13 protein-coding genes are annotated in these 15003 nt (G+C 64.2%); 10 read left to right on the top strand and 3 right to left on the bottom strand.

Annotation, left to right across the window (positions count from 1 at the left end; translation table 11 throughout):
• The first annotated feature begins 340 nt into the window (after window positions 1-340).
• From adh to CIT37_RS19795, 10 genes are all read left to right on the top strand, one after another.
• Window positions 341-1858, top strand: coding sequence for an aldehyde dehydrogenase (gene adh, locus CIT37_RS19750; protein WP_028141596.1), 1518 nt, complete (start codon window positions 341-343; stop codon window positions 1856-1858).
• A 268-nt stretch (window positions 1859-2126) separates the two neighbouring features.
• A complete protein-coding gene (gene pdhA / locus CIT37_RS19755; RefSeq protein WP_028141597.1) occupies window positions 2127-3149 on the top strand; it encodes a pyruvate dehydrogenase (acetyl-transferring) E1 component subunit alpha in 1023 nt (340 codons plus the stop codon).
• Window positions 3150-3178: 29 nt separating this feature from the next.
• Window positions 3179-4567 carry a pyruvate dehydrogenase complex E1 component subunit beta gene (locus CIT37_RS19760; protein WP_028141598.1) on the top strand — a complete coding sequence of 463 codons (1389 nt, stop codon included), beginning with the start codon at window positions 3179-3181 and terminating at the stop codon, window positions 4565-4567.
• 3 nt (window positions 4568-4570) lie between these two features.
• The gene (locus tag CIT37_RS19765; protein WP_018320291.1) at window positions 4571-4873 is read left to right on the top strand and encodes a DUF5076 domain-containing protein; all 303 of its coding nucleotides are present in this window, start codon (window positions 4571-4573) and stop codon (window positions 4871-4873) included.
• Between the two features lie 2 nt (window positions 4874-4875).
• Window positions 4876-5328, top strand: a complete 453-nt coding sequence (locus CIT37_RS19770; protein WP_028141599.1) for a nucleoside deaminase — start codon at window positions 4876-4878, stop codon at window positions 5326-5328.
• 62 nt (window positions 5329-5390) lie between these two features.
• Window positions 5391-6746, top strand: a complete 1356-nt coding sequence (locus tag CIT37_RS19775) for a pyruvate dehydrogenase complex dihydrolipoamide acetyltransferase (RefSeq protein ID WP_028141600.1) — start codon at window positions 5391-5393, stop codon at window positions 6744-6746.
• A 22-nt stretch (window positions 6747-6768) separates the two neighbouring features.
• Window positions 6769-7002 carry a hypothetical protein gene (locus CIT37_RS19780; protein ID WP_038974895.1) on the top strand — a complete coding sequence of 78 codons (234 nt, stop codon included), beginning with the start codon at window positions 6769-6771 and terminating at the stop codon, window positions 7000-7002.
• 17 nt (window positions 7003-7019) lie between these two features.
• Window positions 7020-8441: a dihydrolipoyl dehydrogenase gene (gene lpdA, locus CIT37_RS19785; protein ID WP_028141602.1), complete on the top strand. Its 1422-nt coding sequence runs from the start codon at window positions 7020-7022 to the stop codon at window positions 8439-8441.
• A 215-nt stretch (window positions 8442-8656) separates the two neighbouring features.
• The gene (locus tag CIT37_RS19790; protein WP_028141603.1) at window positions 8657-9898 is read left to right on the top strand and encodes a threonine synthase; all 1242 of its coding nucleotides are present in this window, start codon (window positions 8657-8659) and stop codon (window positions 9896-9898) included.
• 180 nt (window positions 9899-10078) lie between these two features.
• Window positions 10079-11050, top strand: coding sequence for a tripartite tricarboxylate transporter substrate binding protein BugD (locus CIT37_RS19795; RefSeq protein ID WP_028141604.1), 972 nt, complete (start codon window positions 10079-10081; stop codon window positions 11048-11050).
• Between the two features lie 54 nt (window positions 11051-11104).
• On the opposite strand, the gene CIT37_RS19800 is transcribed toward CIT37_RS19795, so the two are convergent.
• The 3 genes from CIT37_RS19800 to CIT37_RS19810 form a co-directional block, all read right to left on the bottom strand.
• Entirely contained in the window at window positions 11105-11485 is a 381-nt protein-coding gene (locus CIT37_RS19800) for a response regulator transcription factor (protein WP_095424097.1), read from the bottom strand.
• 92 nt (window positions 11486-11577) lie between these two features.
• A complete protein-coding gene (locus CIT37_RS19805) occupies window positions 11578-12243 on the bottom strand; it encodes a response regulator transcription factor (protein WP_028141606.1) in 666 nt (221 codons plus the stop codon).
• Complete coding sequence (locus CIT37_RS19810) at window positions 12240-14663, bottom strand: PAS domain S-box protein (protein ID WP_038949824.1); 2424 nt, start codon at window positions 14661-14663, stop codon at window positions 12240-12242. The genes CIT37_RS19805 and CIT37_RS19810 overlap by 4 nt, the downstream gene beginning before the upstream one ends.
• Between the last annotated feature and the right edge of the window lie 340 nt (window positions 14664-15003).

Raw genomic sequence — 15003 nt, forward strand, 5'->3', positions numbered from 1 at the left:
CGCTATTTCCCAGAAACCGTGCGCTCGAAATTCCGGTCTCGTGCCCCGGACGCAGCGCAGCGCGTCGCACTTGCGACGTGGTGCGCTGCAGAGCCGGGGCCCATGTCTCAGCATTCTCCCGTGCCGCCTGGGTCCCGGCTCTGCGCAGCAACGCGAAGAGCGTTGCAGCGCGTCCGGGACACGAGAATGAGCAGGGACACGAGCAGTGTAGCAGAACTGCGACAAGTGCCCCCCGCCATCGCTCCCATCGGGGCTGACAGAAAACATCTCCCGCGACATCGTCCGCGCAAGTCGCGACCACGCGACGAATTGCGCAAACAGCAAACATCGGGAGTGATCAATGAACAAGGTGGAATTCCTCAATGTGACCAAAGTTCCCTTTGCCGAACGCTATGACAACTTCATCGGCGGCAAGTTCGTCGCGCCGATCTCCGGCAAATATTTCGACAATGCCTCGCCGGTGAACGGCCAGATCGTCTGCAAGATCGCGCGCTCGGACGCGCAGGACGTCGAGGCGGCCCTCGACGCGGCGCATGCCGCCAAGGGTGCCTGGGGCCGAACCAGCGTCGCCGAGCGCGCTGCGGTCCTGAACCGGATCGCCGACCGCATGGAAGAAAATCTCGAGCGCCTCGCCATTGCCGAGACCTGGGACAACGGCAAGCCGATCCGCGAGACCCGCGCCGCCGACATCCCGCTCGCCATCGATCACTTCCGCTACTTCGCCGGCGTCGTGCGCGCCCAGGAAGGCTCGATCGGCGAGATCGACCACGACACCATCGCCTATCATTTCCACGAGCCGCTCGGCGTGGTCGGCCAGATCATCCCCTGGAACTTCCCGCTGCTGATGGCCTGCTGGAAGCTTGCCCCCGCGCTCGCCGCCGGAAATTGCGTCGTGCTGAAGCCTGCCGAGCAGACCCCGGCCTCGATCATGGTCTGGGCCGAGATCATCGGCGACCTGCTGCCGCCCGGCGTCCTCAACATCGTCAACGGCTTTGGTCTGGAAGCCGGCAAGCCGCTGGCCTCGAGCCCGCGCATCGCCAAGATCGCGTTCACCGGCGAGACCTCGACGGGCCGGCTGATCATGCAATATGCCAGCCAGAACCTCATTCCGGTCACGCTGGAGCTCGGTGGCAAGTCGCCGAACATCTTCTTCAACGACGTCACCGCCGAGGACGACGATTACTTCGACAAGGCGATCGAAGGCTTCGTCATGTTCGCGCTGAACCAGGGCGAGGTCTGCACCTGTCCGAGCCGCGCGCTGGTCCATGCGGACATCTATGACCGCTTCATGGAGCGGGCGCTGAAGCGCGTCGCGGCGATCAAGCAGGGCGACCCGCGCGATGCCGCCACCATGATCGGCGCCCAGGCATCCGGCGAGCAGCTCGCAAAAATCCTGTCCTACATCGACATCGGCAAGCAGGAGGGGGCCAAGGTGCTCGCCGGCGGCGGACGTGCCGAGCTCGGCGGCGATCTCGCCGGCGGCTTCTATGTCAAGCCGACCGTGTTCGAGGGCCACAACAAGATGCGAATCTTCCAGGAGGAGATCTTCGGCCCGGTGGTCTCGGTCACGACCTTCAAGAACGACGACGAGGCGCTCGAGATCGCCAACGACACGCTCTACGGCCTCGGGGCCGGCGTCTGGAGCCGCGATGCCAACCGCTGCTACCGCTTCGGCCGGGCGATCCAGGCCGGCCGGGTCTGGACCAACTGCTACCACGCCTATCCCGCCCATGCGGCCTTCGGCGGCTACAAGCAGTCGGGCGTCGGTCGCGAGACCCACAAGATGATGCTCGATCATTATCAGCAGACCAAGAATCTCCTGGTCAGCTACAGCCCGAAGAAGCTCGGCTTCTTCTGATCGAGGTGCGGAGAGGGCGGCGCCATCCTGGCGCCGTCCGCTCCGAAGGCCCGGATCGGCATGGTCCATAATTCTTGATCCGGTCACGAATCCGCAGGCGCACATGGCGCGCATAGATTTGTTGCCCGATCAGCGCCAAAGATTTTCCAATATTTCGACCACGTTGCACTGCGGCATAATGAAAGTCGTGTCATGCGGCTGCGGTGCTTTCCAAGGGCGTTTGAGTTGGGTTAGAGAGGACGAAAGTTTTCTCTGACCCGGAATTCCCATGGCCGCACCCAAGAAAGCCGCCGCAAGCACTCCACAGGACAAGACCGACGGCGGTTCGCCCCCGGAATTCACGAGGGAGCAGGAGCTCAAGGCGCTCCGCGACATGCTCCTGATCCGGCGGTTCGAGGAAAAGGCCGGCCAGCTCTATGGCATGGGCGCGATCGGCGGCTTCTGTCACCTCTATATCGGCCAGGAGGCCGTGGTGGTCGGCATGCAGATGGCCCTGAAGCAGGGCGATCAGGTCATTACCGGCTACCGCGATCACGGCCACATGCTTGCCACCGGGATGGATGCCAACGGCGTCATGGCCGAGCTCACGGGCCGCCGCGGCGGCTATTCCAAGGGCAAGGGCGGCTCCATGCACATGTTCAGCAAGGAGAAGCACTTTTACGGCGGCCACGGCATCGTCGGCGCCCAGGTATCGCTCGGCACGGGTCTGGCGTTCGCCAATAACTACCGCGGCAACGACAATGTCAGCGTCACCTATTTCGGCGACGGTGCGGCCAACCAGGGCCAGGTCTATGAGAGCTTCAACATGGCGGAGCTCTGGAAGCTGCCGGTGATCTACGTCATCGAGAACAACCGCTATGCCATGGGCACCTCGGTCTCGCGCGCCTCGGCCCAGCAGGATTTCTCCAAGCGCGGTGCGTCCTTCAACATCCCCGGCAAGCAGGTCGACGGCATGGACGTCCGCGCCGTCAAGGCCGCCGGCGACGAAGCCGCCGCCTGGTGCCGCGCCGGCAAGGGTCCCTTCATCCTGGAGATGCAGACCTACCGCTATCGCGGCCACTCGATGTCCGACCCTGCAAAATATCGCACGCGCGAGGAGGTCGAGAAGGTCCGCCACGACCAGGACCCGATCGAGCAGGTGCGTAACCGCCTCCTGGCTGCCAAGGTCAGCGAGGCCGATCTCAAGGCGATCGACGCCGAGGTGCGCGACATCGTCAACGCGTCCGCCGATTTCGCCCAACATGATCCCGAGCCGGATGCCGCCGAGCTCTGGACCGACGTTTACCGCTGAACGCGCGCAAGCTTTCTTTTGGAGTCGATATGCCAATTCAAGTGCTGATGCCCGCGTTGTCGCCCACGATGGAGAAGGGCAACCTCGCCAAATGGCTGAAGAAAGAGGGCGAGACGATCAAGTCCGGCGATGTCATCGCCGAGATCGAGACCGATAAGGCGACCATGGAGGTCGAAGCGACCGACGAGGGGACGCTCGGCAAGATCCTGATCCCCGAGGGCACCGCCGACGTCGCGGTGAACACGCCGATCGCGACCATTCTCGCCGACGGCGAGAGCGCCGCCGATCTTGCCAAAGCGCCTGCACCGGCCGCGCAGAAGGCTGCCGAGTCCGCTCCGCCTGCCGCCGCGGCGAAGGCCGAGGCGCCCGCACCCAAGGCCGCTCCTGCGCCGCAGGCCGTCGCCGAGCCCGATCCGGAAGTGCCCGCGGGCACCGAGATGATCACGCAGACCATCCGTGAAGCCTTGCGCGATGCCATGGCCGAAGAGATGCGCCGCGACGCCGACGTCTTCGTGATGGGCGAAGAGGTCGCCGAATATCAGGGCGCCTACAAGGTCACCCAGGGCCTGCTCCAGGAGTTCGGCGCCAAGCGCGTCATCGACACCCCGATCACCGAGCACGGCTTTGCCGGCGTCGGCGTCGGCGCCGCGATGACGGGCCTCAAGCCCATCGTCGAGTTCATGACCTTCAACTTCGCCATGCAGGCGATCGACCAGATCATCAACTCCGCGGCCAAGACGCTCTATATGTCCGGCGGCCAGATGGGCTGCTCGATCGTGTTCCGCGGGCCCAACGGCGCCGCTGCGCGCGTCGCCGCCCAGCACAGCCAGGATTATTCGGCCTGGTACTCGAACGTTCCGGGCCTGAAGGTCGTCGCGCCATTCTCGGCCGCCGATTACAAGGGTCTTCTGAAGGCTGCGATCCGCGATCCCAATCCGGTGATCTTCCTCGAGAACGAGGTGCTCTACGGCCACACCGGTGAGGTGCCGAAGCTCGACGATTTCGTGATCCCGATCGGCAAGGCCCGCATCGTGCGCTCAGGCAGCCATGTCTCGATCATCTCCTGGTCGAACGGCATGACCTATGCGCTGAAGGCGGCCGATGAACTTGCCAAAGAGGGCATCGAGGCCGAGGTGATCGACCTGCGCACGCTGCGTCCGATGGACACCGAGACCATCATCAACTCGGTGAAGAAGACTGGCCGTGCCGTCACGGTGGAAGAGGGTTGGGCCCAGAGCGGCGTCGGCGCCGAGATCGCCGCGCGCATCATGGAGAACGCCTTCGACTATCTGGACGCGCCTGTGACGCGCGTCTCCGGCAAGGACGTGCCGATGCCCTATGCCGCGAACCTGGAGAAGCTCGCGCTGCCGTCGGCGGCAGAAGTCGTCGAGGCCGCCAAAGCCGTCTGCTACAGGTAGACCATGGCGGGCCCGAAGGAGCAGCCACTTCCGCCCGACGTCATGACCCGCGACGACGCGGTCGAGATCCTGCGCGTGTTCGTGCTGGACGGCGGGCTGTCGATGGCGTTCCAGCGCGCCTTCGAGGAGCCTGACATGTGGGGCCTGCTGCTCGTCGATCTCGCCCGCCACGCCGCGCGCGCCTATGCGCGCGAGAGCGAATATACCGAAGAGGACGCGCTGAACCGGATCCTGGAGATGTTCCAGGCCGAGATCGAGCGTCCCACCGACACCGGCACCACGACGCCGCGCGGCAAGGGACACTGACCGTGGCGATCGAAGCTCATCATTTCGATTTCATGCTGGAGGCGATCCGCGAGGCGGAGGCCTCGATCGCACAGGGCGGCCTGCCGATCGGCGCCGTGCTGACGCGCGACAACAAAATCATCGCCCGCGGCCACAACAACCGCGTGCAGGAAAACAATCCGATCCTGCACGGCGAGATGAGCTGCCTGCGCGAGGCCGGCGCGATCTCATTCCACGACACCGTCATGTACACCACGCTGTCGCCATGCTCGATGTGCGCCGGCGCGCTGGGGCTGTTCAAGGTCAAGCTCGTGGTGATCGGGGAATCCGTCACCTTCGAGGGATCCAAGGACATCCTCGACAAGTTCGGCATCCCCTGGATCGATCTTGCCGACGACCGCTCGATCACCATGATGAAGAATTGGCGTTCCATCCCTGCCAATGAGCGCCTGTGGCAGGGCGACATCGGCAACTAAACCTGGTCTGTTCGTCTCCGCTGTCGGAGGCGACGTTTTGCAAAGTTCTTCTTGAGGTCAGCATGCCCATCAACATCCTGATGCCCGCTCTCTCGCCGACGATGGAGAAGGGCAACCTCGCCAAGTGGCTGAAGAAGGAAGGCGACAAGGTCAAATCCGGCGACGTCATCGCCGAGATCGAGACCGACAAGGCGACCATGGAGGTCGAGGCCATCGACGAGGGCACGATCGCCAGGATCCTGGTGCCCGAGGGCACGCAGGACGTCCCGGTCAACGACGTGATCGCGGTGCTCGCCGGCGAAGGCGAGGACGTGAAGGCGGCGGGTGCCGCCAAGCCCAGCGCTTCGGCCGCACCTCCGAAGGCGGCCGAGGCTCCTGCTGCGGCGCCGGCTCCCGCAGCTGCGCCTGCCGCGCCCAAAGCCGCGCCGTCGCCGGCTGCTGCACCTGCGCCGCAGGCCGCTACTCCGGCCGCGCAGAGCAACGGCCAAGGTGGTCGCGTGTTCTCCTCGCCGCTGGCGCGGCGTCTCGCCAAGGACGCCGGCATCGACGTGTCGATGGTAACAGGCACCGGCCCGCACGGCCGCGTGGTCGCCCGCGACGTCGAGCAGGCCAAGTCGGGCAAGGGCCTCAAGGCGCCCGCCGCGGCACCATCAGGTGCGCCCTCGATCGCGCCCACCATGTCGGACAAGCAAATCCTGTCGCTGTTCGAGCCCGGCTCCTACGACATCATTCCGCATGACGGCATGCGCCGTACCATTGCGCAGCGCCTGACTGCATCGATCCAGAACGTCCCGCACTTCTACCTGACCATCGACTGCGACATCGGCAAGCTCCTCGCTGCCCGCGAGGAAATCAACGCTGCCGCGCCGAAGGACAAGGAGAAGAAGCCGCTCTACAAGATCTCGGTCAACGACTTCGTCATCAAGGCGATGGCAGTGGCGCTGCAGAAGATCCCGAACTGCAACGTCAGCTGGACCGAAAGCGGCATGGTCAAGCACCATCATTCCGACGTCGGCGTTGCGGTCGCAATGCCGGGTGGCCTGATCACCCCGATCATCCGCAAGGCCGAGACCAAGACGCTTTCGACCATCTCCAACGAGATGAAGGATTTCGCCGCGCGCGCCCGCTCGCGCAAGCTCAAGCCCGAGGAATACCAGGGCGGCACCACCGCAGTTTCCAACCTCGGCATGTACGGCATCAGCCACTTCACCGCCGTGATCAACCCGCCGCATGCGACCATCCTCGCGGTCGGCACCAGCGAGGAACGCCCTGTGGTACGCGGCGGCAAGATCGAGATCGCGCACATGATGAGCGTGACCTTGTCCTGCGATCACCGCGCCATCGACGGTGCGCTCGGCGCCGAGCTGATCGGCGCCTTCAAGCAGCTGATCGAAAACCCCGTCATGATGATGGTCTGACGCGGCGGCAGAGGGCGCAATTTTGCATGTCCGTACCCGCTGGCCATGGATATCGCTGCTGCTCGGAGCCGCGGTTGCGCTTAACCCGATCGGGCTCGATTTTCTGCACTCTGCGTTCTTTGCCGGTGAGCAACTGGCACGGAACATCGCCCAGCCCGTCGTGCTCATCGCTCTGGCCGTCATGGTCCTGGCGGTGATGCTCGAATGGCTGGTGAGGTCTTTTCTGGTCAAGCGCCGCGCCCGCGGCGCCTCTTGAGTTGAACGGGAGCCGCCATGGCCGACACATCCTTCGACGTCATCATCATCGGCTCCGGTCCCGGCGGCTATGTCACCGCGATCCGCGCCGCTCAGCTCGGCTTCAAGGTCGCGATCGTCGAGAAGTCGTATCTCGGCGGCATCTGCCTGAACTGGGGGTGCATCCCGACCAAGGCGCTGCTGCGCTCGGCCGAGATCTATCATTACATGCAGCATGCCGGGGATTACGGCCTGTCGGCGGAGAAGGTCTCGTTCGATCCGAAGGCGGTGGTGCAGCGCTCACGCGGCGTCTCCAAGCGGCTCAACGACGGCGTCGGCTTCCTGATGAAGAAGAACAAGGTCAGCGTGATCTGGGGCGCGGCCACGATCGACGCGCCCGGCAAGGTCACGGTGAAGAAGTCCGACGTCGAGGGCCCGAAGGGTGCGCTGGGCGAGGGGACCTATCAGGCCAAGCACATCATCGTCGCGACCGGCGCGCGGCCGCGCGTGCTGCCGGGGCTCGAGCCCGACAAGAAGCTGGTCTGGACCTATTTCGAGGCGATGGTGCCGGAGCGGATGCCGAAGTCGTTGCTGGTCGTCGGCTCCGGCGCGATCGGCATCGAGTTCGCCTCGTTCTTCCACACCATGGGTTCCGAAGTCACCGTCGTCGAGGTGCTGCCGCAGATCCTGCCCGTCGAGGACGCCGAGATCGCGGGGCTCGCCCGCAAGCGCCTGGAGAAGCAGGGCATCAAGATCATGTCCTCGACCAAGGTCACGAAGCTGGAGAAGAAGTCCGACAGCGTCGTCGCCACCATCGACGACGGCAAGGGCAAGCCCGTCACATCAGAGTTCGAGCGCGTGATCTCCGCAGTCGGCGTCGTCGGCAATATCGAGAATCTCGGCCTGGAAAAGCTCGGCGTGAAGACCGACCGCGGCTGCATCGTGATCGACGGCTACGGCAAGACCAACGTCCCCGGCATCTATGCCATCGGCGACGTCGCGGGGCCCCCGATGCTCGCACACAAGGCCGAGCATGAGGGCGTGATCTGCGTCGAGGCGATCAAGGGACTGCATCCGCATCCCATGGACAAGAACATGATCCCGGGCTGCACCTATTGCCAGCCGCAGGTCGCCTCCGTTGGCCTCACCGAAGCCAAGGCGAAGGAGAACGGCCGCGAGATCCGCGTCGGCCGTTTCCCCTTCGTCGGCAACGGCAAGGCGATCGCGCTCGGCGAGGACCAGGGCCTCGTCAAGGTGATCTTCGACAAGAAGACCGGCCAGCTGCTCGGCGCCCACATGGTCGGCGCTGAAGTCACCGAGCTGATCCAGGGCTACGTCGTCGCCATGAATCTGGAGACGACGGAAGAAGAGCTGATGCACACGGTCTTCCCGCATCCCACGCTGTCGGAGATGATGAAGGAAGCCGTGCTGGATGCGTATGGAAAGGTGTTGAATATTTGATGGAACGAGGGCTGCGGCGCAGCGTGCTGCCATCAGTCCCGTCATCCTAAGGTGCGAGTTCGGCGGCGCACCGCGCCGCCGAGTGACCCTCGAAGGATGAACGGCCGAGCTGCAGCAGCCGGGCTCGTTGCCCTTCGAGGCCTCCGCTTCGCTCCGGCGCCTCGGGGTGGCGGGTTTGATAGAGAAATACGAAAACAACAAAAGGGAATGAACCCATGCACGACAACGACAACCTCATCGTCGAACGCCCGACCTTCGTCACCCATCTCGAATGCGCAATGGAGGGCGATCATTACGCCGCCGACCAGGTCCACAATCTCTCCAAGGCCGGCAAACCGCTGCTGGTACGCTACGACCTCGCAGGCGTGAAGAAGGCGCTGACCAAGGACGCGCTCGCGCAACGCCCCGGCGACATGTGGCGCTACCGCGAGCTGCTGCCGGTGCGCAAATGCAAGGACATCGTCTCGCTCGGCGAGGTCACCACGCCCCTGATCCGGCTGCCGAAGCTCGGCAAGAAACTCGGCGGCGGCGAGATCATCGTCAAGGACGAGGGACGGCTGCCGACCGGCTCGTTCAAGGCGCGTGGCCTCGTGATGGCGGTGTCGATGGGCAAGGCGCTCGGCATCAAGCACATGGCGATGCCGACCAACGGCAACGCGGGGGCTGCGCTGGCGGCCTACGCCACCTCCTGCGGCATCAAGACCACAATCTTCTGCCCGGCCGATACGCCGGAGGTGAACGTCAGCGAGATCGAGCTGCAGGGCGCGACCGTCTACCGCGTCAACGGCTATATCGACGATTGCGGCAAGATCGTCGGCGAGGGCAAGGCCAAGGTCGGCTGGTTCGACACCTCGACGCTCAAGGAGCCGTACCGCATTGAAGGCAAGAAGACGATGGGCCTCGAGCTTGCCGAGCAGCTCGGTTGGGACGTGCCCGATGTGATCTTCTATCCGACCGGCGGCGGCACCGGCCTGATCGGCATGTGGAAGGCCTTCGACGAGCTCGAGAAGATCGGCTTCATCGGTTCGAAGCGCCCGCGCATGGTCGCGGTGCAGGCCTCGGGCTGCGCGCCGATGGTGCGGGCCTATGACGCCGGCACCGAGCACGCCACGCGCTGGGAGGACGCCCACACGATCGCCTCGGGCATCCGCGTGCCGCAGGCAATCGGCGACTTTCTCATCTTGCGCGCGGTCCGCGAGAGCAAGGGCTTTGCCATCGCGGTCGACGACGACAAGATCTCGTCGGCGCTGAACGAGGTTGCGCGCGAGGAGGGGCTGCTGCTCTGCCCCGAGGGCGCCGCGACCTATGCCGCCTACAAGGACAGCCTCGCCGATGGCCGCGTCTCGAAGGGTGACCGCGTCATGCTGTTCAATTGCGCGACCGGCCTGAAATATCCGCTGCCGCCGGTGACCCGCACGCTCGATCGCCACGAGCCGATCGATTACACACAGTTCTAGCTTGCTTCTCCCTCGCCCCGCTTGCGGGGAGAGGGTTGGGGTGAGGGGGAGTCTCCGCGGGGGCGGTGACAGCTGAACCTGCGGAGACCCCCCTCACCCGAATTGCTTCGCAATTCGACCTCTCCCCGCAAGCGGGGCGAGGTGAAGAAAAACAAGAACGACATCGCTGGGGAGAAGACAATGACGAAGGCCGTCTGGGCTGCGCTGTTTGCTATTCTCGCTGTGACCGGCGCCGCGCGCGCCGATGACTATCCCTCCCGTCCCATCACCATCATCGTGCCGTTCGCAGCCGGCGGCCCGTCGGATGCGATGGCGCGCGTGCTCGCCGAGCGGATGCGCACTCCGCTCGGCCAGCCCCTCGTGGTCGAGAACGTCACCGGTGCGGGCGGGTCGATCGGCGTCGGCCGCGCCGTGCAATCGCCGCCGGACGGCTACACCATCTCCTTCGGCCATCTCGGCACCCACGTCGCCAATGGCGCCGTCTACAAGCTCAAATACGACCTCGTTGCCGACCTCGAGCCGGTGGTGCTGCTGCCGAGCAATCCGATGATCGTCGTCAGCAAGAACGCGGTGCCGGCGACGTCGCTGAAAGAGCTGATCGAATGGCTGAAGTCACGGCCGTCGCCGCCGACAGCGGGCACCGCCGGCGCCGGCTCCGGCAGCCACATCGCCGGCGTCTATTTCGAGAGCGTCTCCGGCATCAAGCTGCAATACGTGCCGTATCGCGGCACGGCACCCGCGTTGAACGATCTCATCGCCGGCCAGATCGACGTCATCATCGACCAGACCTCCAACTCCATCGCGCAGGTCCGCGCCGGCACCATCCGCGCCTACGCCATCACCGACAGCAAGCGCCTTTCCTCGGCCCCCGAGATTCCGACCGCGGAGGAGGCAGGGCTCAAAGGCTTCAACATGACGCTGTGGTCGGGCATGTGGGTGCCGAAGGGCACGCCAAAGGAGATCGTTGCCAAACTCAATGCTGCGGCCGTGGAGGCGCTGAACGATCCTGCCGTGAGGAAGCAGCTCGAAAGCCAGGGGCTGGAGATGACGCCGAAGGACCAGCTCACGCCCGAAGCGCTCGGCACCCGTCAGAAGGCCGAGATCGCCAAATGGTGGCCGATGATCAAGGCGGCCAACATCAAGGTGGATTGAGCATGCCGCATGGCCGCAGACATGTCGTGGCCGTGGGGACGCGGGGCCGCCGCATCACATCGTGGCGTCACCGGGGTCCGACAATGCGGTCTCCAGGCACTGGATCAGGGCTGGGGTTGAAAACGGCTTGGCGAGAAAGCAGATCGCGCCGGCCCTGAGTGCGCGGTCGCGTACGGCCTCATCCGGAAAAGCCGTCATGAAAATGAAGGGCGTGACGCGCCCGAGGCCGCGCATGTGCGTCAGCAGCTCGACGCCGCTCATGACCGACATCTGCACGTCCGTGATCACGCAGCCGGTCGTCTCCAGTTCGGCGGATTGGAGAAATTCGTGAGCCGAGCCAAAGGTGTGGACCGTATACCCGCGCGACGTCAGGAGGTTGTTCGTCGCAAGACGAACGGAGGGATCATCATCAATGACGGAAATGATCGAAGACACTGGCAATATAATGCTCCTGCACGGGGAGCCGCCGGCTGCGATTCAGCCGCTTGAGGGAAGGTGGGCCACCGGAGCGAGATTGGAAAGCATACTTAGGTTTGCAAATGACCCCTGTTGCGCGGAATTCCGAGCGCGTCGGTCATTCTGACGAGGTCGGCCAACGACTTCGCCGCCATTTTCCGCATGATCTGGCCGCGATAGATCTTCACGGTGATTTCGGCCAATCCAAGCTCGGCGGCGACCTGCTTGTTCATCAGGCCGGATGCAACCAGGGCGAGGACGTCGCGTTCGCGCGCCGTCAGTCCCTCGAAACGGGATCGCACACCCGAGATCGACTGCTCGGCATCGCGCCGCTTGCGATCGCGTTCGATCGCCGCCTGCACGGCATCCAGCATGTCCTGGTCGCGCACCGGCTTGGTCAGAAAATCGACGGCACCGCTTTTCATGGCTCTTACGGTCATGGGAATATCGCCGTGACCGGTGATGAAGATAATGGGCGTGTGAATATTGGCTTTGGCGAGGTCCGCCTGGAGGTCGAGGCCACTCAAGCCCGGCAGGCGGATGTCGAGCACCAGGCAACTGGGGACCGCCGGCGGTTTGGCTTCCATGATCTCCGCCGCCGAGCTGAAGGCTTCGACCTTGAGGCCGACCGATTGAAAGAGATTGGTGAGCGCACGGCGCATCGACGGATCATCATCGACGATCAGGACGATCGGATCACCGGCGCTCGCCTGGGCCTGCTTGGCATGATCAGTCACGACGTGTCCTTGTGTGGCAAGGGCAGGGCGATCTGGAATGTTGCTCCGCTCCCTTCATTTTGAATGGCCGAAAGCCGGCCCGCATGAGCCTCGATGATCGATCGGCAGATCGAGAGTCCCATTCCCAGACCGCCCGATTTCGTCGTGAAGAAGGGGGTGAAGATGCGTTCCTTGACGTCTTTGCCAAGGCCGACACCGCGGTCTGTCACGGTGAGGAGCAGGCGGTCGTCGTCCGTCCGGCTCGAGCGGATCGCCAGCTCGCGCGGGCGGTCGACATTGGCATGCATGGCTTCGATGCCGTTCACCACCAGGTTGATCAGCACCTGCTGAAGCTGGATCCGGTCGCCGCAAATCCTCGGCAGGTCGGACGCCAACTCCATTCGCACCGACACCGCATGGATCGCCAGCTCGCGCCGAACCAGCGCCACTGCCTCCCTGACGACCTGGTTGATGTCGAGTGGAGCCATTTCGATCTCGGTCTTCTTCGCAAGCGCTCTAATCCGGCGGATCACCTCGCTTGCCCGATTGGCATCCTCGACAATCCACTCTGCGGAACGGCGCGCGGCCTTCAGGTCGGCGGGGTCGCGGTCAAGCCAAGCGATGCACGCGTCCGCGTTGGAGATCACCGCGGCGATGGGCTGGGTGATTTCGTGGGCAATCGAGGTGGTCAGTTCCCCGAGCGTCGTGACGCGGGTGACGTGGGCGAGCTCGCCTTGCGCCTTGCGCAGCGCCTCTTCCGCCTGCTCGACGCGGATCGCCGCCGTGACGTCGCTGCTGACGCCGCGATAGCCGAGAAAATTGCCTGTCGCATCATGGAACGGCTTGCCGCTGGTCCGCACGTAGATTGGAGATCCGTTACCATCCCTGCTGCGGTAGATCAGATCGCGGAACGCAACGTGGGCATCGAGCGCCGCGCGATGCTGCTCCCATTTCTCCGGCTCGAACTCGGCGTCGGGCGGAATGTCCCAGCGGGCCAGGCCGATCAGGCCCTTCGGCGCAGCGCTGGAGGTTTCGGCGTGCTCCGATATCCTGGTAATGCGGTGGTCCGGCCCGGTCTCCCAGAACCAGTCCGATGCGGTTTCGGCATAGTCGCGGAAGCGCTGTTCGGATGTCTTGAGCTCATCGAACGCCTGATGCAGGGCATCTTTCGCCGCGAACTGCTCGGTGACGTCCACGTGCGTGCCGATGATTTCCATCACCTCGCCGTCGCGGCCGATCACAGGATGTCCCTCGCTGTGGACGTGTCTGATCGAACCGTCGGGGCGCACAATCCGGAAGTCGATCTGGAAGGGCTGCTTTTGCCTGACAGCTTCACGTTCCACCTCGACAATCCGCCGAAAGTCCTCCGGCAGGATACGTTGCTGAAAAGCCCGGGCCGGGACATCGGTCTGGTCCAGCTCAAATCCGAACAGGCGGTACAGTTCAGCCGACCGGTAGGCGAACTCCTGACGATGAACGTCCCAGGCCCAGCTGCTCGTATGGCTGAGGCGTTGGGCTTCGGCCAAATAGGCTTCGCTGCGACGCAGCCTCTGTTCCGCTTCCTTCGCAATCGTGACATCGGTCACCGCTCCGACGAACTCGATGCGCCCGGACGGGTGCCGCACGGCGCGCGCCACGGAATGGAGATATTTGATCGATCCGTCGGGCATCAGCAGGCGGTATTCGTGGTCGAAATCCTCCGCCAGCCGGTAGGCCCGATCAAGGGTGCCGCGGACTATGTCGCGATCTTCCGGATGGATGCGCTGAAAGGCGAAGTTCAGGGTCGGCTTCGTCGCAGGGTCGCATTGGAAGATGCGGAAGGTCTCCCTCGACCAGACCGCCTCGCCGGTGGCGAGGTTCAAGCCGAAGCTGCCGGTGTGGCTCAATTCCTGGGCCTGGGCGAGGTAGGCCTCGCTCTGTCGCAGCGCATCCTCGGCTTCCTTGCGCTGGGTGATGTTCTCGCAGGCGACCAGCAGGATCGGCGTGCCGTCGCCGCGCAGCATCGCCTTGGCGTTTTCGCGGACCCAGAGCACCGACCCGTCCTTCCGGAACTTGCGAATCTCCCAGGTATGCGACTGGTCCACGGTCGTCAGGCACAAAGCGACGCATTGACGAACGAAGTCGTGGTCTTCCTCGAAGAAGACGTTCAGCACGGATTGGCCGATCAGCTCGGCCGTCGAGTAGCCCAATTGTGCGGCGCCAAACGTATTCACGTTGAGCACCGTTCCGGACGGATCGACCATGAAGTACATGACCGGATTGTGCTCGAACACCTCGCGCCATTGCTTCATGGCGTCGCGCAGATCGGTGTTCTGCCGCGAGGCGTCTGCGACCGCGGACCGGTCCTTCTCGCCGTTGCCGAATGATCGAAGCGCCGCAAGGCCGCCGAGCAGGAATTGTGCGGCCGAAGTCCCGATTTTCGTGATCTGGCCAGGCATCATCGCAAGCGTCCCGGCGCGCTAGCGTCAAGGCGAGTAGAGCACTTTGCCATAACAGGGGCAATTGCCCCCGACCAAAGTCGGATTCCCGGCAAAGCTCCCGGTTGCCGTGCAGCTTGCGCGCGTTGCGCCGTCTCGTTGCGCGGGTGGGCCAGGACCGCAAAACTACGGCACAAACCTACGTATAGCTCGCACAACCCTAGTTCTAGCGCGCATTTACCTCCGTACAATTGAGCGATGCGGTGCAGGCGGCCTAGTTTTGCGGTCAATCGAGAGGAGACGATTGCGGAGCACATTCGCTGAAAGGCTCGGGGGTGTTGCCCCCAAAGAGCCAGGCTCCGCA

It is taken from the genome of Bradyrhizobium ottawaense (assembly GCF_002278135.3).
GTDB lineage: Bacteria > Pseudomonadota > Alphaproteobacteria > Rhizobiales > Xanthobacteraceae > Bradyrhizobium > Bradyrhizobium ottawaense.